The following is a 22,903-nucleotide window of genomic DNA, read 5'->3' as shown; positions in this document are numbered from 1 at the left end:
CCTTTGCTTGGACTGAATGGCCTTGTAGTAAAATGCCACGGCTCCTCGGATGCCCTCGCTGTGAAAAATGCCGTAAGACAGGCTCGCAGCGCCATTCAAGGACAATTAATTGAAACAATCGCATCAGAAATCAACGGGAAGTGAGTGTGCGAAATGGGTTTACATCCTGTCGGAATAATTGGTACTGGTAAATACGTGCCAGAACGTATTTTATCGAACAAAGAGCTAGAAGCAATGGTTGAAACAAATGATGAATGGATTGTTACTCGCACAGGCATTAAAGAACGCCGCCTAGCATCAGCAGAAGAAGCAACATCCGATCTTGCACTGCATGCATCGCGTGAAGCGATTGCTGCTGCTGGACTTACGGCAGAAGATATCGATCTCATTATAGTTGCTACAATTACGCCTGATATGTTTTTTCCTTCGACTGCCTGCTTGCTTCAAGATAAGCTGGGAGCAAAGCAAGCGGCTGCGTTCGACTTGTCGGCTGCTTGCTCCGGGTTTATATATGGACTAGCGACAGGAACGAGTATGATCGCCAGCGGCATGTACAAGCATGTGCTTGTTGTAGGCGCTGAGACGCTATCGCGAATTACTGATTACACGGATCGCAACACATGCATTTTGTTCGGTGACGGTGCAGGAGCAGTTGTACTTGGACCGGTTGAAGAAGGCCGCGGCTTCCAATCGTTTGTGCTTGGCGCAGACGGAAGCGGTGGAGACTTGCTGAAGGTTCATGGAGGCGGATCACGCGTTCCAGCATCGGAAGAAAGTATCCAGTCGAAGCAGCATTTCATTCATATGGCTGGCAATGATGTATTCAAGTTTGCGGTTAGAATTATGGGCAGCGTGGCTGAAGAGGCTTTGCAGAAAGCTGGCCTAAACAAAGAAGATATTGATCTTCTTATTCCTCATCAAGCGAATATTCGGATTATCCAGTCCGCTTTAAACAGACTAAGCTTGTCGGAAGATAAAGCGATGGTCAATTTGGACAAATACGGTAATATGTCATCGGCATCCATTCCAGTTGCACTGGCTGAAGCCGTTGAGCAGGGTCGTGTCAGTGAAGGAGACCGCCTTGTACTTGTAGGTTTCGGCGGCGGCTTGACATGGGGAGCTTCCGTTCTGGTATGGTAGTATGAGCGTTGCAGCTTTTTGAAAAAATAAGACGTTATAAGTTTTCCTCTTATGACGAGCTTACATATCACCGCGAAACGAGCTATACTGTTTGATGCAGTTCGAGCCGTATACGTGTGTAAGGGGGAAACGTTATGAGTAAAATAGCATTTGTTTTTCCGGGGCAAGGCGCACAAGCTGTCGGAATGGGCAAGGACGCCTATGATGCGTTTGATCGTTCCCGTGCGATTTTTGAACAAGCGGATGAGGCATTGGGCTTCTCATTAAGCCAGATTATTTTTGAAGGACCAGAAGATACGCTTAAACAAACAGCGAATACACAGCCAGCACTGCTTACCGTTAGCGTTGCGCTATTGGAAGCGTTGGAAGGCCGGGGGCTGAAGCCGGATTATGTTGCTGGGCACAGTCTTGGGGAGTATAGCGCGCTTGTCGCTGCTGGAGTCCTATCCTTTGATGATGCTGTTCGTACTGTCCGTGCTCGCGGTCAATTTATGGAGCAAGCTGTTCCTAGCGGCCAAGGCGCAATGGCAGCAGTGCTCGGCGCTGAACGCGATACGCTCGCAGCGCTTTGTGCGGCAATTACAGCTGAAGGCTCGGCTGTTGAGCTTGCAAATGTGAATTGTCCGGGTCAAATTGTGGTGTCAGGTACTGCAGCAGGTGTTGATGCTGTTGTCCAGCGCGGCAAAGAAGAGGCTGGAGCAAAACGGGTTATTCCTCTTGAAGTAAGCGGTCCATTCCATTCATCCCTAATGAAGCCTGCAGCTGTAAATCTTCAAGCGACATTAGCTGATATAGCGATGAAGGATGCTAAAGTTCCTGTTGTGGCGAATGTCACTGCCAATGCGGTAACATCGGCGGATGAGATACGTGGTCTGCTCGTAGAACAGGTGTGCTCACCTGTCCTTTGGGAAGATAGCGTACGTTATTTAGTCGAGCAAGGCGTTGATACATTTGTGGAAATCGGGTCGGGAACGGTGCTTGCCGGCCTCATCAAAAAAGTCGACAAAAATCTACGCGTCATCTCGATTAACAGCATCAGTGCGCTTGAAGCGCTGCAGGTGAATGAACAATAGGATGGAGGGGATTCGATGTTTGCTAGCTTGGAAGGAAAAAAAGCACTCGTAACAGGCGCATCGCGGGGCATTGGCAGATCGATTGCTATTGCCCTCGCCGAGGCAGGCGCGGATGTTGCCATTAACTACTCAGGCAGCGAAGCGGCAGCAGCTGAAACGGCGCAAGCTGTAGAAGCACTCGGTAGACGCGCTATTGTAATAAAAGCTAATGTTGGCAAAGTAGATGAATTTGAAGCGATGGTCAAGGAAGTCATCGAGCAATTCGGAGCGGTTGACATATTAGTGAATAATGCGGGCATTACAAGAGATAATTTAATCATGCGTATGAAGGAAGACGAGTTTGACCAAGTCATTGAAACCAACTTAAAAGGKGTTTTCAATGGCATTAAAGCGGTCACTCGCTCTATGATGAAACAACGCTCCGGCCGAATCATCAACATTTCTTCTGTTGTTGGTGTGCTCGGAAACCCTGGGCAGGCTAACTATGTCGCAGCCAAAGCTGGTGTCATTGGTCTTACTAAGGCTAGTGCCCGCGAGCTTGCGTCACGCGGCATTACAGTTAACTGTGTAGCCCCAGGATTTATTCAAACCGAAATGACGGACAAGCTGCCGGAAGAAATGCGCCAATCTTTATCTGGCCAAATTCCGCTTGCCCGTCTCGGAGATCCGAGCGACATCGCAAACGCAGTCCGTTTTCTTGCTTCGGATGCTTCAGCCTATATGACTGGACAGACGATTCATGTGGACGGCGGCATGTATATGTAACACCAGATAATTCAGCAATAATGAATTAAAACGGTTACGTATGGCATTTTATCTTTAATTCTCGTATAATACCATGGAGGAGGTGAACCGGATGTCCGAAGTAGTAGATCGCGTAAAACGTATCGTCATCGACCGACTAGGCGTAGACGAAGCGGAAGTTACACTTGAAGCTTCATTTAAAGATGACCTCGGCGCTGACTCTCTTGATGTCGTTGAATTGGTCATGGAGCTAGAAGACGAGTTTGATATGGAAATTTCTGATGAAGATGCTGAGACTATCACCACTGTGGGAGAAGTAGTTAAATACATACAATCTCATACGTAAGAAGGACAAGTCCCGTTTTTAATAAACGGGACTTCTCTCCATCTAGGCAGTTTCATGCATTACACTTAAGCAAGCAAGGCAGCTTTTATATAAAGAAGCGTGAATGGCTTTATGTGCATCTCATTTATACCTCCTTATATTTCAAGCGTAAAGGTTTCGCCGTTTGGTACGGCTAGGCTTGTATTTACGGAGAAATATAAGCAGGGTATACGCAATATAGCAACATTGACCGATTAACAAAGGTGACGCAGCTTGCGCATCAAATTTGCTGGACATAGAGGTGAATCGAATGAAACAAAGAGTTGTTGTTACGGGTATGGGGGTTATTACCTCACTCGGTTCCGATTTGGAAGAGTTCTGGGGTAACTTGCTGGATGGAAAATCAGGTGTATCGGTTGTTGAAGCTTTCGATTTCTCTGAGTATCCGACGCGCATTGCCGCAGAAGTTAAAAATTTCAATCCCGAAGATTACGGTTTAGATAAAAAAGAAGCACGCAGAATGGATCGTTTCGTACAATTTGCTGCTGTAGCTAGTCAATTGGCAGTTAAAGATGCTGATTTGCAAATTGGTACGAATGCAGACCCTGAGCGTGTTGGCGTTATGGTCGGTTCCGGTATCGGTGGACTAGGCACTTGGGAAGACCAGCACAATATTTTGCTGGAGAAAGGCCCTAAGCGCGTCAGCCCTTTCTTTATTCCGATGATGATCGCGAACATGGCTTCTGGACAAGTATCCATGCTTACTGGTGCGAAAGGTCCAAATAGTACGGCAGTAACCGCTTGTGCTACGGGCACTCATTCCATCGGCGATTCTTTCAAATTGATTCAACGCGGCGACGCTGACGTGATGATTGCTGGCGGAGCAGAAGCGACGATCAGACCGACTGGCATGGCAGGCTTCTGCTCGATGCGTGCGATGTCCGTTCGCAATGAAGAGCCTGAAAAAGCAAGTCGTCCGTTCGATGTTGACCGTGATGGTTTCGTAATGGGCGAAGGCGCTGGTGTACTCGTGCTTGAATCCCTTGAGCATGCGCAGGCACGCGGTGCAAAAATTTATGCTGAGGTTATTGGCTACGGTATGAGCGGTGACGCTCATCACATGACTGAGCCAGATCCAGATGGTGCAGCTCGCTGCATGGTGAAAGCATTCAAGGATGCTGGAATTGATCCTTCTGAGATCGACTATATCAATGCGCACGGCACTTCGACACCTGTCGGTGATCGCTCAGAGACAAAAGCGATCAAAAAAGCGCTCGGCGACCATGCTTATAAAGTAGCGGTCAGCTCAACGAAATCGATGACAGGTCATTTACTAGGTGCTGCTGGCGGCGTTGAAGCCGTAATTCTCGGCTTGACTATCAAAAGCGGCATCATCGCTCCGACTATTAATTTAGACAATCAAGACCCGGAGTGCGATCTTGATTATGTACCTAATAAACCGCGTGAAGCGAATGTAAGGATAGCATTGTCCAACTCATTTGGCTTCGGCGGTCACAACGCATCGATCGTGATGAAAGTTTATGAAGCGTGATTCCTTCTATGAGCTGCAGCAGCGGCTGCAGCTCAGTTTTAAGCGGACAAAGCTGCTGAGGCAAGCTTTCACTCATACTTCTTATGTAAATGAACACAAGCGCGGGTCAGCTCAGGATAATGAGCGTTTGGAATTTTTGGGAGATGCGGTGCTTCAATTACTCGTTTCTGAGTATTTGTTCGCAACGTATCCGCAGCGGCCTGAGGGCGAGCTCACGAGAATGCGTGCATCAATCGTCTGCGAGCCATCTTTAGCCCAATTTGCTGAACGCTTGGAGCTCGGTTCGCATGTGCTTCTCGGACGCGGTGAAGAGCAGCTAGGCGGTCGRCAAAGGCAAGCTTTGCTAGCTGATTTGTTCGAGTCGTTTGTCGGTGCCATTTTCCTTGACGCAGGAATTGAGGAAACGAGAGCTTTTCTTAATGAGCATATGTTTCCTTTTGTTGAGTCAAACGACTATGGTCTTCTTGTTAAAGACTCCAAGTCGAAGCTGCAGGAACGATCGCAGCATCATGGGCTTGGTGCAGTGGAATACCGAATCATTGAAGAACGTGGACCTGCGCATGACCGTGAATTTGTCGTTGAAGTATATCTCGGTGAAGAGCGTTTTGGCGTCGGCAGCGGGAGGACGAAGAAGGAAGCGGAGCAGCGTGCTGCAGCTGAAGCATGGCGCACGCTATCGCAGGAACAAGGCTAATCAGCATAGAGAGTTTCCGGAAGGTCTTCTGACCTGCCGGGCGCTCTCTTTTTTTATGAACGTTTATTATGTAGCCCTGATAAAAAGGAAGAGCGGTTTAACCAGCTGAAATAAGGTGATAAACGCAGCATTTGGTTGCTTTTAGTAGCTTAAATGGTTATCAAGGCCCATAAGATGTGGTACAATGAGGGGTGAGGTGAAAACCAAGACATGTTTCTGAAACGGATTGAATTATCAGGCTTTAAGTCTTTCGCTGATCGGACCGAAATGGAGTTTGTAACCGGTATTACTGCGGTTGTAGGGCCGAACGGCAGCGGAAAAAGCAACATCTCGGACGGCATACGCTGGGTGCTCGGTGAGCAAAGCGCAAAGAGCCTCCGCGGCGGCAAGATGGAAGATATTATTTTTGCCGGAAGCGATGCTAGGAAAGCTGTCAACTACAGCGAGGTATCCCTTACTCTTGATAACTCGGATGGGGCATTGCCGCTCGAGTATAACGAGGTAACAGTGACACGGCGTGTACATCRCAGCGGAGATAGCGAATATTTAATAAACAAGCAGCCATGCAGGCTAAAAGATATTACCGAGCTATTCATGGATACCGGTATCGGTAAAGAAGCTTATTCCATCATTGGACAAGGCCGAATTGAAGAAATTTTAAGCACGCGCTCGGAGGATCGTCGCGGAATATTTGAAGAAGCCTCCGGCATCGTCAAATACAAGTCGCGTAAGCGCGAAGCGCAGAGAAAGCTTGATGAAACCGAGCAAAATCTGCTTCGCATTCATGATCTGGTGACAGAGCTTGAAGATCAGGTTGGCCCGCTTCGCAAGCAATCGGAGAAAGCCATTCACTTCAAAGCGCTCAAGGAACAGCTGAAAACGAAGGAAATCTCTATGTACGTACATAACATCGAACAGATTCATGGTTCATGGACGGAGGCAAACGGCAAGCTTGAGCGTTTGCAGCAGGAGCAGCTTCAGCTATCTACGGTTGTCAGCAAACATGATGCACATTTGGAGAAGGATCGTCAGCAGCTACGGGAGCTTGAGCTTGAGCTTGATCAGCTTCATGAAGCGATGCTGCAAATTAGTGAGGATTTCGAGAAATGTGAAGGATACGGCGAGGTACTGAAGGAACGCAAGCGCAACTTGGAGCAAAATAAACGTCAGCTTGAAGAGTCAATCGCTGCACAGGACGCTCGCATTGTCACAATGACGCAGGAAGAAGCGGAATTTCGCAGCCGCGCAGCTGCGTTGCAGCTGCAGCTAGCAGATCTGCGCTCAAAAATAGCCGATGAAGAAGCGCGTCTCGTAGGCGTTGCAGGCGGAGCAGTCGTTGATGCGGAAGAAACACTCAAAAGCGAGCTATTGGAAGTGCTCAGCTCGATGGCGCAGCACCGCAACGAAATTCGTTATGCTTCGCAGCAGCAAGAAGCATTGCAGCGGCGGATGGAGCGAATTAGCGAGGATGAGAGCAAATGGTTGGAGCAGCAGGAAAAATTGGACGAGAGACGCTCTGCACTTGCGGCTGCGCTTGAATCAACACTGGCGCGACTAGAACAGGCAAGAAACAAAACGCTTACGGAATCTGAACAAACGAGAAAGATTTCTCAAAGTTTGGAAGAGATCACTTTAGCTATGCGAAAGTGGGAGCAGAAGCTCGACAGCCATGTTTCTAGGCGCGATACCATGAAAGAAATGCAGGATGCGCTTGATGGCTTTATGCAGGGCGTAAAGGAAGTTCTCAAAGCTTCCAGACGCGGCAATAGTGGAATCAGCGGTGTTCATGGCGCGGTTGCGGAGCTTGTTCGTGTTCCTGAACGCATTGAGACTGCCGTTGAGACTGCACTGGGCGGGGCCTTGCAGCATGTGGTCATGGAGGATGAGAAAACGGCTCGCGCAGCTATCGCATTCTTGAAGCAGCGTCAGCTAGGACGAGCTACCTTCCTGCCGCTCGATGTCATACGTGGCAGACAAGTTCCTGAGCATGACAAACGTATAGCCGAATCCATTGAGGGCTTCGTAGGCGTTGCTGCTGATTTGGTAAGCTCGGATGACCGCTATTCAGCGATTGTGAACAGTTTGCTTGGCAATGTTTTGCTAGCCGAAACGCTGGAGCAAGCCAACCGGATTGCATCGAAATGTCAATATCGATACCGCGTCGTCACGCTTGAAGGTGATATTGTTAATGCTGGCGGTTCAATGACGGGGGGCAGCTTGCAGAAGAAAGGCGCTAGCCTGCTTGGTCGTCAACGACAAATCGACTCGCTTGATCAAGAGATTGCAGATGCTCGCAAGATGGTAGAGCAGCTTCGTAATAAGCTAAGCGATTTGCGCAAAGAACATTCTATTCGCACCCACAATATTGAGGAGCTGCGTGCAGAAGGCGAGAAAAGCCGCATTGAAGAGCAGCAAATAAGAGCTGAGCTTCAGCAGCTTCACAATGAGGCGAAGCATCTCGACGAGCAGCGTCAGCTGTATTCAGCAGATCGGAACACTCATTTGTCCGAGCAGAAAGATGTTCAGGCAGCAGCCAAAGCTGCAGAGCTCCGTTTAGAACAGCTGGTTGTAGATGAAGCGAGGCTGCAGGAAGCGATTCGTATGGCAGAAGAGCGGCGTAAAGCTAGCGAATTTGCGAAGGAAGAGCTGCAAGGCCAGCTTACCGATATTAAGATCGCTGCCGCGAAGACTGATCAAGAAAAATTATCGTTCGAAGATCAATCAGCGAGAGTACGAGCGGAAATTGGTCGAGCGAAGCAAGAGCTTGGAAGCTTGCGCTCCTTGTCCGTTCAGCAAGAGGAAGAAATCGCAAGGCATGCCGATGAAACGGTACAGCAGATTGAACAGCTCAATCACCTGCGTTTGAAGAAGCAGGAATGTGCAGAGCAAACGGATTTCAAACGATCAGCACGCGCTAAGCGTATTGCTGAGCTCGATTTGGGCGAAAGTGAAACGAAGGAGCAGCGCGGACAACTTCGGACGGTTGAAGAGCAGATGAGGCAGACCGAAATTGCGGCTAACCGTCTAGACGTTGAGCTTGATAACTTGCTTCGGAAGCTCAGTGAGGAATATGAGCTTAGCTATGAGCTCGCTAAGGAGCAGTACCCTATACCTGAGGATGTTCTCGGTACACAAAATGAGGTTAGAGACGTTAAACGTCAGATAACCGCTCTAGGCGAAGTGAACTTAGGTGCGATCGAGGAGTATGAGCGTGTCAGCGAACGTTTTGAGTTTTTGTCCGAGCAGAAGGATGATTTGATCGACGCAAAAACGACGTTGTACCAGGTCATTCGCGAGATGGACGATGAGATGTCCAAACGATTCAAAGCGACGTTTGAAGCGATTCGCAGTCATTTTGTTATCGTATTCGCGAAGCTGTTCGGTGGTGGCCGAGCTGATCTTGTGCTCGTTGAGCCAGATCGTGTTCTTGATACAGGAATCGACATTGTCGCTCAGCCGCCAGGCAAAAAACTTCAAAATCTACAGCTGCTCTCTGGTGGAGAAAGAGCTTTGACCGCAATCGCTTTGTTATTTGCGATTTTACAGGTGAAACCCGTTCCGTTCTGCGTGCTTGATGAGGTTGAAGCTGCGCTTGATGAGGCAAACGTATCACGCTTTGCTCAATATTTGCGTGAGTTTTCAGAGCTTACGCAGTTTATCGTCGTTACTCATCGTAAAGGCACGATGGAGGAAGCGGATGTGCTATATGGTGTTACGATGGAGGAAGGCGGCGTATCGAAGCTCGTTTCTGTACGCTTAGAGGATGAAGAGCCGGTATCCGCATAACTTATAGAAAAAACGGCAACGTGAGGATGGGGAGTTGGAACGATGAGTTTTTTTAAGAAGCTGAAGGAAAGTATCGCTACAAAGACAGAAGCGGTGACAAATATTTTCAAAGAAGGCTTATCGAAGACGCGTACGGCTTTTGTTGAGAAGGTAGAAGAGCTTATCACACGCCGCAAAAAAATCGATGAGCAGTTTTATGAAGAACTAGAGGAAATATTAATTGGCGCCGATGTTGGTGTGAATACCGTTATGCAGCTTATTGACGATCTGCGGGTTGAAGTGAAAAAACGGAAGATCGAGGATGCTTCGGATTTGCAGCCAATCCTATCTGAGAAGCTGATTCAGCTCATGAAGGGTGACGATCATTCCGGCTTGCGGATGGCGCCAAGCGGCATCACTGTTATTTTGTTCGTTGGCGTAAATGGCGTTGGCAAGACGACGACCATTGGCAAGCTTGCTCATAAATTTAAGAGCGAAGGCAAGAGTGTGCTTATGGCAGCTGGCGATACGTTCCGCGCAGGAGCTATTGAGCAGCTGGAGGTATGGGGACAGCGTGTTGGTGTCGATGTCATTAAGCAGCAATCAGGAGCTGACCCTGCAGCAGTGATGTTCGATGCGGTGCAAGCTGCAAAGCAGCGCGGCGTAGACGTTCTGTTATGCGATACGGCTGGCAGGCTGCAAAACAAAACAAATTTGATGGAAGAGCTGAACAAGATTTTCCGCGTGATTCAGCGCGAGCTTCCTGACGCTCCTCATGAGGTTCTTCTTGTGCTTGATGCAACGACTGGCCAAAACGCACTTAGCCAAGCAAAATTATTTGGCGAGAAAAGCGGCGTAACCGGTCTCGTGCTGACAAAGCTTGATGGCACAGCTAAAGGCGGAATCGTAATTGCTATTCGTAATGAGCTAAGCCTCCCGGTTAAGCTTGTAGGTCTTGGCGAAAAAATGGGTGATTTGCAGCAATTCGATTCAGAGCAATTTATTCATGCATTGTTTGCTGGATTAATCCAGCGTGAAGATGATTCTGAAGCTGAAAAAACGTCGGAGTAAGCGGCGATTAACGATGGTTTGGAGCAGTTAAAACAGCTCGTAAAGGTGACAAGGGAAAATACTTGACAGCAGCCTATAGTGTCATGTATTATAAAAGACGTTGCTGGTGTAAAGGTATTTACCTTGTCGGCAGAACAAGCAAATAACAGGAGGGGCTGAGGGGATGAAAGCAAATGAACCAGATGCCTTGTCCAAGACAACCCGAATAAACTTGTTGTTCGACTTTTACGAGCCGCTCTTGACAGAGAAGCAGCGGACGTTTCTCAAATATTATTTTCACGACGACTTCACACTTGGGGAAATTGCTGGCGAGTTTGGAATTAGCAGACAAGCGGTATATGAGCACATCAAGCGTGCAGAACAAGTGCTAGAAAGTTATGAAGGCAAGCTAGGCTTGCTTGTAAGACATGAATCCTTTCAACAATTAACTGTGCAGCTTGTAAACAGCGTTAACGAGCTTTCCATTGCAGAGCAGGACAAGCAGGCGCTTATGAGTGTCATTGCACAATTTAAATTAGCCGAATAAAACATGAAGAATGGAGGTGACGGTACATGGCAGCATTTGAGAGCTTATCGAGTCGGCTTCAAAATGTGTTCAGCAAGCTGAGGGGCAAAGGCAAGGTTTCCGAGGATGATGTTAGTGAAGCAATGCGTGAAGTGCGTTTGGCGCTTCTAGAGGCAGACGTTAACTTTAAAGTCGTGAAGGACTTTATTGCGAAGGTGAAGGAACGGGCTATTGGCCTCGATGTATCCAAGAGCTTCACGCCCGGCATGGTCGTCATCGATATCGTAAATAAAGAGCTGACCGAGCTGATGGGCGGCACGCAGAGCAAGCTGGTTAAGGCTAATAAGCCTCCGACAGTCATTATGATGGCGGGTTTGCAAGGTGCGGGTAAGACAACAACTTCAGGCAAGCTGGCAAAATTGCTTCAGAAGAGCAACAATAAGCCGCTTCTTATCGCTTGTGATATTTATCGTCCTGCTGCCATTAAGCAGCTTCAAGTGCTTGGTGAACAAATCAATGCGCCGGTCTTCTCCTTGGGTGATCAGACATCACCTGTAGAGATTGCGCGTGCTGGACTACAGCATGCCAAAGACAACGGCAATGACTATGTCATTATTGATACCGCCGGTCGTTTACATATCGACGAAGAGCTGATGGAAGAGCTTAAGCAAATTCATCAGGTTACAAAGCCGGATGAGGTTCTCCTCGTTGTTGATGCAATGACAGGACAAGATGCTGTAAACGTTGCACAAAGCTTTCATGAACAGCTCGCTTTAACAGGCGTTGTACTAACGAAGCTCGATGGCGATACTCGCGGTGGCGCGGCGCTATCGGTAAAAGCAGTTACAGGCTGTCCGATTAAATTCGCAGCAATGGGTGAGAAGATCGACTCCTTGGAGCCGTTCCATCCAGAGCGTATGGCTTCACGTATTCTCGGCATGGGCGATATGCTATCTCTTATTGAGAAGGCGCAGTCGAACATTGATGCAGATAAAGCGAAGGAAATGGAACGTAAAATGCGTACAGCAGAGTTTACGTTCGACGATTTTCTTGAGCAGATGGAGCAGGTTCGCAATTTGGGGCCGCTTGATCAAATTATGGATATGCTGCCCGGCATGAACAAGATGAAGGGCATGAAGGATATGAAGGTCGATGAGAAACAAATCGGCCGCGTCGAGGCGATTGTCCGCTCCATGACGAAAGAGGAGAAGCAAAAGCCAGAGCTGCTTAATCACAGTCGCCGCAAGCGTGTTGCTGCAGGTAGCGGAACAACGATCGTTGAGGTAAACCGCCTCATTAAGCAGTTTGACGATATGAAAAAAATGATGAAGCAATTCTCATCGATGATGGGACCGAAAGGACCTAAGGGCGGCAAGAAGGGCCTGAAAGGTATGCTCGGCAAAAATATGAAGTTCCCGTTTTAATGGTTGTTTACTCTTTGAAGGAGGTGAATTTTTAATGGCAGTACGTATTCGTTTGAAAAGAATTGGTGCTCACAAAGCTCCTTTCTACCGCGTAGTAGTTTCGGATTCCCGTTCGCCGCGTGATGGTCGTTTTATCGAAGAAATCGGTACTTATAACCCGGTTGCACAACCGGCTCAAGTTAAGATTGATGAAGAGAAAGCGCTAAAATGGTTGCAAACTGGAGCGCAAGCTTCTGATACCGTTCGTGACTTGCTTTCCAAAGCTGGTGTTCTTAAAAAGTTCCATGAGCTTAAGCAACAGAAATAACTGTTGAATAGCGGAGGGCCTTGAGATGAAAGAATTGATTCTTGTCATAGCGAAGGCATTGGTTGATCATCCTGAACAGGTGCAAATCAATGTGAAGGATGATGACCGTGGCACGATATACGAGCTTTCGGTTCACCCCGAGGATATCGGTAAAATCATCGGTAAACAGGGACGCATAGCGAAAGCGATTCGCACGGTAGTGACTTCTGCTTCCGTGAAATCGCAAAAGCGTGTCATCGTCGACATTATGTCATGATGTACGTATGAAGAGAAGGTTGGGATGAATGTCCTAACCTTCTTTTCAATATGTACACTTATCCATGGATGTCGTTAATCATTACGGCTTCGTTCTTCAACATGGAACGAAGCCGTTTTTGCATGTATAATAAGGCTATACACATATGAAGGGCTGGTTCTAATGAACGAAAAATGGTTTACAGTCGGGAAAGTCGTAAATACGCACGGTATCCGCGGAGAGTTGAAAATTCTTTCGCAAACGGATTTTGCAGAGGATAGATTTGCTTCTGGAAACAAGCTTCTTATGGTGAACGAGGAAAGCGGAGCTTCACTGGAAGTTAAAGTAATCAGCTCACGCGCGAACAAAAACGTATACATATTGAAGCTGGAAGGCTTCACTGATATTAATGCGGTTGAGAAATATAAAGGCTGGGTATTGAAAATTTCAGCCGACCAGCAGCTTGAGCTTGAAGAAGGTGAATATTATTATCACGAAATTATAGGCTGCCGCGTCGTTACCGAGGAAGGCGAGGAGCTGGGCACGATTTCGGAAATTCTAAGCCCAGGAGCAAATGACGTATGGGTGGTGGATCGTCCGAAAGGCTCGGGGAAGCAATTGCTTTTGCCTGTTATTGATGATGTCTTAGTCAATGTCGACACAAAAGAGAAAATCGTGACGGTCCATTTGATGGAAGGATTGATTTAACCGATGAAAATAGATGTGCTGACGCTGTTTCCCGAAATGTTCGACGGCGTGTTCAATTCGAGCATTTTAGGAAAAGCGAAAGAGAAGGGGATCGTATCCCCTCAAGCAATCAACTTCCGTGCTTATTCAGGCAATAAGCATAACACGGTTGATGATTATCCATACGGCGGCGGTGGCGGCATGGTCTTGAAGCCAGATCCGGTCTTTGCTGCAGTAGAGGATCTAAAGCTGGATGACAATATAAAGCCGCGTGTTATTCTTCTATGCCCGCAAGGAGCACAGTTTACGCAGAAGAAGGCTGAAGAGCTTGCAAAGGAACAGCATTTGGTTCTTATTTGCGGTCACTATGAAGGTTATGATGAGCGTATACGCGAGCATCTTGTAACAGACGAGCTGTCGATTGGTGATTACGTGCTTACGGGTGGAGAAATACCTGCAATGGTGCTCATCGATAGCGTTGTTAGATTACTGCCAGGAGTGCTTGGCAATGAAACTTCTGCCGTTACAGATTCATATAGCACAGGTTTGCTTGAGCATCCCCATTACACTCGGCCTGCGTCGTTCCGCGGCTGGGATGTCCCGGATGTTCTTATATCTGGTCATCATGCGAATATTGAGGTGTGGCGTCGTGAGCAGTCGCTGCTGCGGACGCTGCAGCGCCGTCCTGACCTTCTGAAGAGCGCCCCGCTTACGGACAAGGAACGCAAATGGGTGGCTTCACAGTTAAAGCAGGAGCCTAATAAGACAGGCAAATAGTACAACCCTAGCTAATAAACAAAGCCGCAACGAATTTCGTTGCGGCTTTGTTTATTTAGAAGTATTCGATGATTATGGCGTGTAAAAATTTTGGGTATAGTAGACGTTATAGGTTCCGCCTAATGCAACACCTGTACCTAGTCGCTCAAGCTTGCTGTTTAATAGTGCTTCACGATGGCCTTCTGTTGAATTGACCCAGCCATAGTGAGCAAATATGCTATTTTTGTATCCGGCAGCTATGTTTTCGGCAGCTGAGTGATACTTAACGCCTTTTGCTTTCATTCGGTCAAAGGGAGACGAGCCATCTGGATTTGTATGGTCAAAAAATTTACGTGTACTCATATCGTTGCTGTGACCATGCGCAGAGGCAGCAGCGAGCTTGTCCCATTGCAGCAGAGGTATTTTGCGAACAGCGCGCTCAGCGTTAGTAAGATCAAAGAGCTGTTGTTCATATGCGTCTGCCAGCTTGGATGTATTGGCTGATTTTAACGCTGTGGATTTGAAAACGGATTGATCCATTTGCATGACACCAGCTATTTTGTTTCCATCACGTCGGTCAATGAAGAGAACGGTATGTACGTTTTTTGTAGTGTAAGCATAATAATCGTTATTTGTCTCGACATTGGTTGCTTCGCCAACCAGCTTTTTGGCATTACCAATCGTTTGACCGATCTGGATGCCCGACTTCATCGCCCAGCTATCTTTGCCGTTGGAGAAAAGTGCGATTACCCGATCATTTTGGATGCCGAACATCATGTAGTTGGTATAGCTGCTATTATAAACGTACCAGGAGAAACCATATTCGCTTGGATCAATTCTTGACGGTTTTCCGAGCGTTTGTTGAAGCTTTTGCAGCGAATCGTTTAACGTTATTTCATGAAGGCGATCAACGGTGTTAATAATTTTAGCATCGGACAACGCTTTTGAGTGAAGTTTGAGGTTATAGAAGAAGGTAAGCGCCTCAGCGCGTGTAAGCTTTCCATCTGGTATGAAGCCGCTAACGGTGGCAGAGGTGCGTCCGTTCGATATTTTCTCATCAAGCAGCCACTGAATTGCGCTTTGCTCTGTAAATTCCTTTCCATTTGCCGCGGAAGCTAGAAGCAACGCAGCTTGTCCACGTCGGAATTCGACATTTTGTGAAGCGTTATTGATAGGCCAGCCCAAATTATTCGCATAATCGTAATAAGGCTTGGTCCAATTGCTGGCGCTGGAAGAAGATGTTGTGACTAATCCATAGGCTCTCAATAGCATAGCAAGAAACTCAGCTTCATTAACACCCTTGTTTGGCTTGAAGGAATTATCCCCATAACCTTGAGCTAATTTCTGATCAACAGCCCAAGAGATATAGGAGCCAGCCCAGTGTCCATTCGTATCTTTAAAAGCCAAGGATTCAGCAGAGGTTTGCAATGGTGCAGAAATGGTTAATATTAATAGTACAGATGCGATTCCCCCTTTTGTTTTGTTACAAAAAGATTGTTTAATATGGTGCAATTTTGTCACCTCTTCATGTCGGTGTTTGTCATCATTTAGTATACATGATTTATGAATAAAAAAATCGTGTTGTATTATTGGGCTAGCTATGGTAAAATTTCTAATGTTGTTCGTAAAGTCGGACGGTCCGCTATCAGCGATGAACCGATTCAGAGGAATCCGGTGAGCTTATAAGAACGTCTATGGTGGAAGGAGTGAATCAAATGAATCTTTTGCAAACAATCGCGCAAGAAAATCTGCGCCAAGGTCTACCGAACTTTCGTCCAGGTGACACGCTAAAAGTTCATGTAAAAGTTATCGAGGGAACTCGTGAGCGTATCCAATTGTTCGAAGGCGTTGTAATCAAACGTCGCGGCGGTGGAATCAGCGAAACTTTTACAGTGCGTAAAATTTCCTACGGTGTTGGTGTGGAAAGAACTTTCCCGCTTAACTCGCCTAAAATCGAAAAAATCGAAGTGGCTCGCCGTGGTAAAGTACGTCGCGCGAAATTGTACTACCTACGTAGTCTTCGCGGAAAAGCTGCTCGTATTAAAGAAATTCGTTAAGAACAAACGACAAGAGGGGCTTGCGCAAACAAGCTCCTTTTCGTTTTTTCTCAAAGGTCATTTACATATTACAGCATATGGGAAGAAGGCGGACTGAATGGACTCACAGCAGCGAAATGACGGGCTGGACAATGGCAATGATCATGAAATGAAAAATACGCAGGAACATGCGGACATTGAGCAGAATTTACCAAACCGTGCAGCAGCCCATGCATCCGGCTCAGGAAAACAGGGCGGAGCTTATAAAGAAGTCGTAGAATGGATCAAGGCTTTAGTCATTGCGGTCGTTCTCGTATTTCTCATTCGTCAATTTTTGTTTTCACCATTCATCGTCGACGGACCTTCCATGAAGCCTAATTTCGAGACCGGCGAACGGTTAATAGTAAATAAAATTTTGTATACGATACGCGAGCCGAAATTTGGTGAGGTCGTAGTGTTTGATGTTCCAGAGCAAGGCCGAAAATTTATAAAACGAGTGATTGGCGTACCGGGTGATAAAATTCGACTCGAAGGCGATGACCTTTATATTAATGATAAAAAAATAGACGAGCCTTATTTAAAAGAAGCTGTTGCGGCAGCACATGCCGAAGGCAAGCTGTACAACGAAAAAGGAATAAATTCCGATGTATCTGAAATCACTGTTCCTGAGGACACGATTTTTGCACTTGGCGACAATCGCAGCGATAGTACAGATAGCAGGGTTATCGGATTTGTATCGGATAAAGAGGTTGTTGGACGTGCCGATATTATTTTTTGGCCGCTGAACAAACTAGAGTTTATAAAGCACTGGACTAAATGAGGTGAGTAAATGACCATTCAATGGTTTCCGGGTCATATGACGCGGGCGAAACGGCAAATACAAGACAAGCTCAAACTAATCGATCTTGCCATCGAACTATTGGATGCACGGGTTCCGCTATCTAGCCGTAATCCGATGATTGAGGAAATTTTGAACGGCAAGCCAAGATTGATCGTATTAAACAAATCCGACTTGGCTGATCCAAAAACGACAGAGCAATGGATGGCTTATTTCCGTAATGAAGGCCATGAATCGATCGCAATTGATTCCTCAACAGGCACGAAGGTAAATGAGGTTCCGCTCAAGGCAAAGCAAATTTTGCATGAGAAAATTGCACGTCAAATTGCAAAAGGCATAAATCCTCGTGCAATTCGCGGACTTATTGTAGGTATACCGAATGTCGGGAAATCCACGTTGATCAACAAGCTCGCTGGACGCGCTATTGCTTTAACCGGCGACCGTCCTGGCGTTACGAAGGGACAACAATGGATTAAGATTGGAACTGAAATGGAATTACTCGATACACCGGGCATATTGTGGCCAAAGTTTGAAGACGAGCTCGTCGGATACAGGCTTGCTATGACAGGTGCAATTAGAGAGCAAATTTTGAATGTTGACGATATCGCGTTTTTTGCGATGCGTGAGCTGGTAGATCGTTACTGGCCTAACATGAAAGAGCGGTATGAGCTTGAAACGCCACCTAAGGATGCTAAGGATTCAGATGAAATCGTGCGTGTGATGGAAGATATCGGACGTCGGAGAGGCTGCCTTGTTAGCGGTGGACATGTCAATTTGGAGAAAACATCCGGAATCATTTTGCGTGATTTGCGCTCAGGCAAGCTAGGAAGAATTACGCTCGAAGCGCCACCTTATTGATGTGAAACGGGGGAACGTAACGTGCTGCAATATGAACAGTCGTTATGGGAAGAAGGATTTAAAGCGATTGCTGGTGTAGATGAGGTTGGCCGAGGCTGCTTGTTCGGAGACGTCGTGGCAGCTGCCGTTATTTTACCGCCAGGGCTTGTGATTGAAGGGGTTAACGACTCCAAGAAGCTTTCCGAGAAAAAGCGTGACCAGCTGTATGATATTATTTTGCAGGAATGTGTAGCGTGGTCGGCTGCTCGTGTTGATGCTGAAACGGTTGATCGAATCAATATTAAGCAGGCAGCTAGGCTTGCAATGAAAATTGCAGTGGAATCGTTACAGGTTCCTTCTGACTATTTGCTTGTTGATGCGGAGAAGGTCGATGTTAGTCTGCCGCAGCTCTCGATCATTAAAGGGGATGCTACAAGCCAATCGATCGCTGCAGCCTCTATCGTTGCCAAGGTTACGCGCGATAGGCTTTGTGTGACCGAATGGGAGCAGGAATATCCAGCTTATGGCATTGCTATACACAAGGGATATGCAACGAAGCTTCATCGGGAGCGATTGCTAGCTAATGGACCAAGTCCTCTGCATCGCAGATCGTTTCTCGGCAATTTATTTACAGAGGAGCAGCTGCTTCTCTTCTAGCTGCATCTCGCAGCACATATTATATGACGCTCGATTGATTGTGCGAGGCAAAAGATGCCTAGTGTAATTATCGGGCGTTATTTTGTTTTTGTGCTGTTTTTTGGGGTGAACGGCTACAAGCTTTGCTCATTTTGACCGATATAAGGCTTATAGGTTTAATGAAGTCGTACATGCTTATGTAAAGAGCTCGCTTAAGTGCAAAGAGCAAACGCATAGAATGGCGCTGGAGCAACGGAGGCGAATGAACAAATGAATATAAGTCAAATGATGCGAAGCTTCTTAGGAGAGGCTTCTAGTGCGGATACACGAGCTGTGGAGCTTAAAGTTGGACAAGTGGTAAGAGGCGTCATCTTGCAGGTGATGGAAAATAACGAAGCGCTCGTACAAATTAACGGTGTACAAGTGCGTGCGAAGCTAGAGCTGCCGCTTCAAGTGGGACAATCAGCAATGCTCCAAGTGCAGCCTCAATCAAGCGGAGCGCTTGTAATGCTTAAACAGGTTGAACCTGGTCAAGTGGGATTGCCTGATGATACGTTCAAGGAATGGGCTAAACAGCTGGCGTTGCCAGAGCAGAAATGGGCAGCGCAGATTGTAAAGGATTTGCGGAAGGAAGGCGTTATTCTAAACCGCGACGTTGCGCAAGCCTTTCAACAGGCTGCATCCGCGATGCCGGCTGGTGGAGATGCGGAGCAATGGATGCAGTCCGCTGCCGCAACCTTTAAAAGAGGGCTGCCTATGACGGGTGCTACTGTAGGTGCGATGCAGCAGGTTATGTTCGGGCGCAGCACGCATGAGCTGCTCGAGACGTTGCAGCAGCAAATTACTTCATTCACGAGCGTTTCGGATGAAGGGACAGCTGAAACAAAAGCCGCAACTCAAGCAGCTGCACGTGTGCAAGCGCTTCTGACGGAAGGGCTCGAGCTGCTTCGTGGAGTGACGGCTGAGTCTGGTGCAGCAAGATCAGGAGAAGCCGTTACAAAGGACATACCGACTGCAAAGCAATTAAACGCGCAAATCGTCAAAACGGACTTGCCGCAGGCAACAGCAGCACCTGTCGCTATGTCTGAGGACGAAGCTCCGGATCAACAAGCTAATCCTCAAGCGGCTAGAGCATTAGCCAGTCAGTCAAGTCAGCCCAACTGGCTGGGACAGATGATGAAATGGATGGGCGTCGATCATGAGCTTCAGCTTGCCAAAGTTTTTACAGCGGATACTCAATTGAGTCAGCCAGCAACAACGGAAACTGCTGCGAAGCCGGCGACTGTAACGTATGCTTCAGCACCACCGCTGCAGAATCCTATCGTCGAGGCTAACAGCAAAGAAGCTGCTCCAACCGTTATGCTGGCAAAACCAGCAGAGTTTGAAACCGCTGATTCTCAGCAAGCAAGGCTGCCGGATCAAAAGCATATGGTTGAACGAGCAGCCTTAGCGGTTCTTTCGACCGTTGCAGACAGCATTCCAATGACAGATTCTTCTCCGCCTGCTCAGCAGGAATCATTGAAAAGTGCCTTGCTAGCTCTTGTTTCATCGGATCATACACCTCCTGCTCTCAAAGAGACAGCGCAGCAGCTTGTACARCAAATAACAGGCCAGCAGCTTTTGCTTACTCCTGAGCGGAACAGCTCGGTTCTCACACATGTGACGATGTTTATTCCAATCAATAACGCAGACGGCAAACAAACCGCATCGGTTCACATTCAGACAAGAAGAGGGCGAAAAGGAGAGCTTGACGCTTCGAATTGCAGATTGCTCTTTAATTTGTCGATGAACACGCTGGGCGATACGATGGTTGACGTAAATGTGATGGACAAAATTGTGAGTTTAAACTTGTGGAATGATCATCCTGCAATCTCATCGCTTGCTGAAGAATCTCGAAATGAAATTGCTGCCAGCCTTCAGCAAGCAGGCTATCAGCTGCTTTCACTGCGAACAACGCCGCTTCCCAAAGCGGGGGAATCAAAGGTGGAAGCAGCATCAGCAGCAGTTAAGAACCAGCAAATGACGGATATGAGCGCCTTTGCAGCCAATCGTTACAAAGGAGTCGATTATCGTATATGAGCAGCGATCAGAGTGAAAATCAGCCACAAACGAAAGTCAGGAAAGCAGTCGCTTTAAAATACGAGCCAGGCGAGCGCACTGCTCCGGTTATGGTTGCTAAAGGGAAAGGGCATTTAGCGGATCTCATCCTTGAGAAAGCGAAGGAAAATGGCATTCCTGTTCAAGAGGATTCCTCATTAGTAGAAGTGCTCTCTAAGCTTGATATCGATCAAGAAATCCCGGGTGAGCTGTATACGCTCGTCGCAGAAATTTTAAGCTTTGTTTATCGTTCTGACCGAAAAGCGAGGGAAATGATAGATGGGTGATGATGAGGGAAGAGCGAATGGGACGCGGAAACTAGATAATAGGAAAGCTACGGGTCAGCTTGGCGAGGAAGCAGCTTGTTTGTATTTAATAGAAGCGAATTATAATATTCTCACGCGGAATTGGCGATGTAGAATAGGAGAAATTGATATTATTGCTGAACATTCTGATAGATTTGTATTTGTAGAGGTGCGTACGAGAAAAGAAGGCGGCAAATACGGCACAGCCGCGGAGTCGGTGGATTATCGCAAGCAACAGAAGGTTAGGGACGCGGCTCAAGTTTATTTACGCAGTGTCGGGCGCTCAGATGCATCCATTCGCTTTGATGTTGTTGCGATAACGTTGAGCCGTGCAGATGAGATCGTCACTTCTTTAAAGCATTTTGAGGCAGCGTTCTAAAAAAGTAACAAATTGGACTTTCTCTGACGGGAGCTAACCTACAGAGAAAGTTTTTTTATTATGAAAACGGCTTATCAAGCCCGCGATATTGAATAGCTTCCGCGATATGCATTGTATCGACTGCGTCGCTTGCTTCAAGATCGGCTATGGTGCGTGCCAGCTTCAGCATTCTATCGTATGCCCGCATACTGATTCCAAGCGCTTCAAAAGCACTTTCCAGCAGGCTTGCGGCTTCTGGCTTTATATTTACAGACCTTCGAAGGGCAGCGCCGTTTAATGATCCAATAGGATTGAGACTGATGCCTGCTGTGCGATCTTGTTTAAAGGCATATGCACCCAGCACTAGCTGCTTCATTTGGGCAGTATTAAGTGATGGGCCAGTTGAAGCATGCTCTAGAGAAATAGGTCTTGGCACTTCTAGCTGTAAATCTATTCGATCAAGCAATGGCCCTGATATCTTAGATCGATAACGGCTAATGAGTGTAGCGCTGCAAGTGCAGCGTTTGTCGCCATACTCATGCCCATAATAGCCGCATGGACATGGATTAAAGGAGGCAGCCAGCATAATGCTTGCTGGAAACTGGAACACGGCTTTGGAGCGGGAAATGGTGACTATACGATCCTCCAGCGGCTGTCTCAAAACCTCAAGCACCTGTCTCGGAAATTCTGGCAATTCATCAAGAAACAACACGCCGCGATGAGCGAGTGTAACTTCTCCCGGCTTAGGGATAGAGCCGCCGCCGATCAGTCCGCCGGACGATATGGTATGATGCGGAGCGCGAAATGGTGGATGAGTAATAAGGCCGTGGGAGCTATCCAGCAGCTTGCCAGCTACACTATATATTTTCGTAACCTCCAGCGCTTCTTGTTCAGTCAATAAGGGCAATATCCCCGGTAGACGCCGAATCATCATCGTTTTACCCGTGCCTGGAGGTCCGCTGAGCAAAATATTGTGTTTGCCAGCCGCGGCTATAAGCATAGCTCGTTTGGCTTGATGCTGACCGATAACATCTCCATAATCACCAATTTCATCTTGCTTATCTAGATATGCTTTGTTTTCAATTTGGCTAAAGCTGGAATCGTTTCTATGATCGACACGAATATCGTTCCAGTCGGATTGTTTCTTTTTGATTAAATCAAGCTCTTTCAGGTGGCTTAACGCAAACAATTCCATATCAGAAATCCAGATGGCTTCCTTGACGTTCGCTACAGGCAGTAAGACACGCGTAAAGCCAAGTCGTTTCGCTTGTTCAATCATGGCAAGTACACCGGCTACCGGACGGACATTGCCGTTAAGTGAGAGCTCTCCAAGAAGAAGCGTATTCTCAAAAGGGGCAACGCTAATTTGTCCGCTTGCAGTTAAGATGCCCGCCGCAATGGCTAAATCAAAGGATGTGCCTTCCTTGCGCAAGTCGGCAGGAGCTAGATTAACCGTAATTCTGTCCATAGGAAAAGTAAAACCACTATTTTTTAGAGCGGCTCGAACACGTTCAACAG

General features: G+C 47.3%; 23 protein-coding genes and 1 pseudogene. 22 read left to right on the top strand and 2 right to left on the bottom strand.

The window, feature by feature from the left end; translation table 11 throughout:
• The 15 genes and pseudogenes from AC1DSE_RS12150 to trmD form a co-directional block, all read left to right on the top strand.
• A pseudogene (locus tag AC1DSE_RS12150) lies at window positions 1-144 on the top strand (phosphate acyltransferase PlsX); the annotation flags it as partial.
• 9 nt (window positions 145-153) lie between these two features.
• The gene (locus AC1DSE_RS12145) at window positions 154-1,140 is read left to right on the top strand and encodes a beta-ketoacyl-ACP synthase III (RefSeq protein ID WP_076268331.1); all 987 of its coding nucleotides are present in this window, start codon (window positions 154-156) and stop codon (window positions 1,138-1,140) included.
• Between the two features lie 134 nt (window positions 1,141-1,274).
• Window positions 1,275-2,213, top strand: a complete 939-nt coding sequence (gene fabD / locus AC1DSE_RS12140; RefSeq protein WP_441881323.1) for an ACP S-malonyltransferase — start codon at window positions 1,275-1,277, stop codon at window positions 2,211-2,213.
• A gap of 15 nt (window positions 2,214-2,228) precedes the next feature.
• On the top strand, window positions 2,229-2,978 hold the full coding sequence (fabG, locus tag AC1DSE_RS12135; protein ID WP_076268333.1) for a 3-oxoacyl-[acyl-carrier-protein] reductase: 750 nt from the start codon (window positions 2,229-2,231) through the stop codon (window positions 2,976-2,978).
• A 91-nt stretch (window positions 2,979-3,069) separates the two neighbouring features.
• A complete protein-coding gene (locus tag AC1DSE_RS12130; RefSeq protein ID WP_053375686.1) occupies window positions 3,070-3,303 on the top strand; it encodes an acyl carrier protein in 234 nt (77 codons plus the stop codon).
• Between the two features lie 289 nt (window positions 3,304-3,592).
• Window positions 3,593-4,834, top strand: coding sequence for a beta-ketoacyl-ACP synthase II (gene fabF, locus AC1DSE_RS12125; RefSeq protein ID WP_054029014.1), 1,242 nt, complete (start codon window positions 3,593-3,595; stop codon window positions 4,832-4,834).
• On the top strand, window positions 4,824-5,528 hold the full coding sequence (gene rnc / locus AC1DSE_RS12120) for a ribonuclease III (RefSeq protein WP_076268334.1): 705 nt from the start codon (window positions 4,824-4,826) through the stop codon (window positions 5,526-5,528). The genes fabF and rnc overlap by 11 nt, the downstream gene beginning before the upstream one ends.
• Before the next feature lie 210 nt (window positions 5,529-5,738).
• Window positions 5,739-9,314: a chromosome segregation protein SMC gene (gene smc, locus AC1DSE_RS12115; RefSeq protein ID WP_477527714.1), complete on the top strand. Its 3,576-nt coding sequence runs from the start codon at window positions 5,739-5,741 to the stop codon at window positions 9,312-9,314.
• Window positions 9,315-9,356: 42 nt separating this feature from the next.
• Window positions 9,357-10,364: a signal recognition particle-docking protein FtsY gene (gene ftsY, locus AC1DSE_RS12110; protein ID WP_339208899.1), complete on the top strand. Its 1,008-nt coding sequence runs from the start codon at window positions 9,357-9,359 to the stop codon at window positions 10,362-10,364.
• Window positions 10,365-10,527: 163 nt separating this feature from the next.
• Window positions 10,528-10,890, top strand: a complete 363-nt coding sequence (ylxM, locus tag AC1DSE_RS12105; RefSeq protein ID WP_076268337.1) for a YlxM family DNA-binding protein — start codon at window positions 10,528-10,530, stop codon at window positions 10,888-10,890.
• A 26-nt stretch (window positions 10,891-10,916) separates the two neighbouring features.
• Window positions 10,917-12,293 (top strand): signal recognition particle protein, encoded by a 1,377-nt coding sequence (ffh, locus tag AC1DSE_RS12100; protein WP_477511436.1) that lies wholly within the window; start codon window positions 10,917-10,919, stop codon window positions 12,291-12,293.
• 34 nt (window positions 12,294-12,327) lie between these two features.
• On the top strand, window positions 12,328-12,600 hold the full coding sequence (gene rpsP, locus AC1DSE_RS12095; protein WP_053375694.1) for a 30S ribosomal protein S16: 273 nt from the start codon (window positions 12,328-12,330) through the stop codon (window positions 12,598-12,600).
• Window positions 12,601-12,625: 25 nt separating this feature from the next.
• On the top strand, window positions 12,626-12,856 hold the full coding sequence (locus AC1DSE_RS12090; RefSeq protein WP_076268339.1) for a KH domain-containing protein: 231 nt from the start codon (window positions 12,626-12,628) through the stop codon (window positions 12,854-12,856).
• Window positions 12,857-13,018: 162 nt separating this feature from the next.
• Window positions 13,019-13,543: a ribosome maturation factor RimM gene (rimM, locus tag AC1DSE_RS12085; RefSeq protein ID WP_076268340.1), complete on the top strand. Its 525-nt coding sequence runs from the start codon at window positions 13,019-13,021 to the stop codon at window positions 13,541-13,543.
• 3 nt (window positions 13,544-13,546) lie between these two features.
• Entirely contained in the window at window positions 13,547-14,299 is a 753-nt protein-coding gene (gene trmD, locus AC1DSE_RS12080; RefSeq protein WP_339208901.1) for a tRNA (guanosine(37)-N1)-methyltransferase TrmD, read from the top strand.
• 72 nt (window positions 14,300-14,371) lie between these two features.
• Here the strand turns inward: trmD and AC1DSE_RS12075 are convergent, their stop codons facing one another.
• Window positions 14,372-15,790 carry a CAP-associated domain-containing protein gene (locus tag AC1DSE_RS12075; RefSeq protein ID WP_477511435.1) on the bottom strand — a complete coding sequence of 473 codons (1,419 nt, stop codon included), beginning with the start codon at window positions 15,788-15,790 and terminating at the stop codon, window positions 14,372-14,374.
• A 203-nt stretch (window positions 15,791-15,993) separates the two neighbouring features.
• Here AC1DSE_RS12075 and rplS point away from each other — a divergent pair, with 203 nt between their 5' ends.
• From rplS to AC1DSE_RS12040, 7 genes are all read left to right on the top strand, one after another.
• Complete coding sequence (gene rplS / locus AC1DSE_RS12070; protein ID WP_053375699.1) at window positions 15,994-16,335, top strand: 50S ribosomal protein L19; 342 nt, start codon at window positions 15,994-15,996, stop codon at window positions 16,333-16,335.
• A 97-nt stretch (window positions 16,336-16,432) separates the two neighbouring features.
• Window positions 16,433-17,134, top strand: a complete 702-nt coding sequence (gene lepB, locus AC1DSE_RS12065) for a signal peptidase I (protein WP_256710900.1) — start codon at window positions 16,433-16,435, stop codon at window positions 17,132-17,134.
• Between the two features lie 9 nt (window positions 17,135-17,143).
• On the top strand, window positions 17,144-18,010 hold the full coding sequence (ylqF, locus tag AC1DSE_RS12060; RefSeq protein ID WP_477511434.1) for a ribosome biogenesis GTPase YlqF: 867 nt from the start codon (window positions 17,144-17,146) through the stop codon (window positions 18,008-18,010).
• 21 nt (window positions 18,011-18,031) lie between these two features.
• Entirely contained in the window at window positions 18,032-18,646 is a 615-nt protein-coding gene (locus tag AC1DSE_RS12055; protein WP_076268344.1) for a ribonuclease HII, read from the top strand.
• Window positions 18,647-18,895: 249 nt separating this feature from the next.
• Window positions 18,896-20,704, top strand: a complete 1,809-nt coding sequence (locus tag AC1DSE_RS12050) for a hypothetical protein (protein ID WP_477511433.1) — start codon at window positions 18,896-18,898, stop codon at window positions 20,702-20,704.
• Complete coding sequence (locus AC1DSE_RS12045; RefSeq protein ID WP_076268346.1) at window positions 20,701-21,009, top strand: EscU/YscU/HrcU family type III secretion system export apparatus switch protein; 309 nt, start codon at window positions 20,701-20,703, stop codon at window positions 21,007-21,009. Before AC1DSE_RS12050 ends, AC1DSE_RS12045 begins: the two co-directional genes overlap by 4 nt.
• Window positions 21,002-21,406, top strand: coding sequence for a YraN family protein (locus tag AC1DSE_RS12040; RefSeq protein ID WP_477511432.1), 405 nt, complete (start codon window positions 21,002-21,004; stop codon window positions 21,404-21,406). The genes AC1DSE_RS12045 and AC1DSE_RS12040 overlap by 8 nt, the downstream gene beginning before the upstream one ends.
• A 58-nt stretch (window positions 21,407-21,464) precedes the next feature.
• Here the strand turns inward: AC1DSE_RS12040 and AC1DSE_RS12035 are convergent.
• A partial coding sequence (locus AC1DSE_RS12035) for a YifB family Mg chelatase-like AAA ATPase (protein ID WP_477527713.1) occupies window positions 21,465-22,903 on the bottom strand: 1,439 nt, incomplete at its 5' end.

This window comes from Paenibacillus sp. 01L418, assembly GCF_056400045.1.
Note: the sequence above shows the minus strand (reverse complement) of the source record. Positions and strands in the feature narration are given on the sequence as shown.

Bases quoted from the DNA above. Each gene is read 5' to 3' on its own strand.
- AC1DSE_RS12145 (WP_076268331.1), top strand. From the start codon at position 154: ATGGGTTTACATCCTGTCGGAATAATTGGTACTGGTAAATACGTGCCA.
- fabD (WP_441881323.1), top strand. From the start codon at position 1,275: ATGAGTAAAATAGCATTTGTTTTTCCGGGGCAAGGCGCACAAGCTGTC.
- AC1DSE_RS12130 (WP_053375686.1), top strand. From the start codon at position 3,070: ATGTCCGAAGTAGTAGATCGCGTAAAACGTATCGTCATCGACCGACTA.
- fabF (WP_054029014.1), top strand. From the start codon at position 3,593: ATGAAACAAAGAGTTGTTGTTACGGGTATGGGGGTTATTACCTCACTC.
- ftsY (WP_339208899.1), top strand. From the start codon at position 9,357: ATGAGTTTTTTTAAGAAGCTGAAGGAAAGTATCGCTACAAAGACAGAA.
- ylxM (WP_076268337.1), top strand. From the start codon at position 10,528: ATGAAAGCAAATGAACCAGATGCCTTGTCCAAGACAACCCGAATAAAC.
- ffh (WP_477511436.1), top strand. From the start codon at position 10,917: ATGGCAGCATTTGAGAGCTTATCGAGTCGGCTTCAAAATGTGTTCAGC.
- rpsP (WP_053375694.1), top strand. From the start codon at position 12,328: ATGGCAGTACGTATTCGTTTGAAAAGAATTGGTGCTCACAAAGCTCCT.
- AC1DSE_RS12090 (WP_076268339.1), top strand. From the start codon at position 12,626: ATGAAAGAATTGATTCTTGTCATAGCGAAGGCATTGGTTGATCATCCT.
- rimM (WP_076268340.1), top strand. From the start codon at position 13,019: ATGAACGAAAAATGGTTTACAGTCGGGAAAGTCGTAAATACGCACGGT.
- trmD (WP_339208901.1), top strand. From the start codon at position 13,547: ATGAAAATAGATGTGCTGACGCTGTTTCCCGAAATGTTCGACGGCGTG.
- rplS (WP_053375699.1), top strand. From the start codon at position 15,994: ATGAATCTTTTGCAAACAATCGCGCAAGAAAATCTGCGCCAAGGTCTA.
- lepB (WP_256710900.1), top strand. From the start codon at position 16,433: ATGGACTCACAGCAGCGAAATGACGGGCTGGACAATGGCAATGATCAT.
- ylqF (WP_477511434.1), top strand. From the start codon at position 17,144: ATGACCATTCAATGGTTTCCGGGTCATATGACGCGGGCGAAACGGCAA.
- AC1DSE_RS12045 (WP_076268346.1), top strand. From the start codon at position 20,701: ATGAGCAGCGATCAGAGTGAAAATCAGCCACAAACGAAAGTCAGGAAA.
- AC1DSE_RS12040 (WP_477511432.1), top strand. From the start codon at position 21,002: ATGGGTGATGATGAGGGAAGAGCGAATGGGACGCGGAAACTAGATAAT.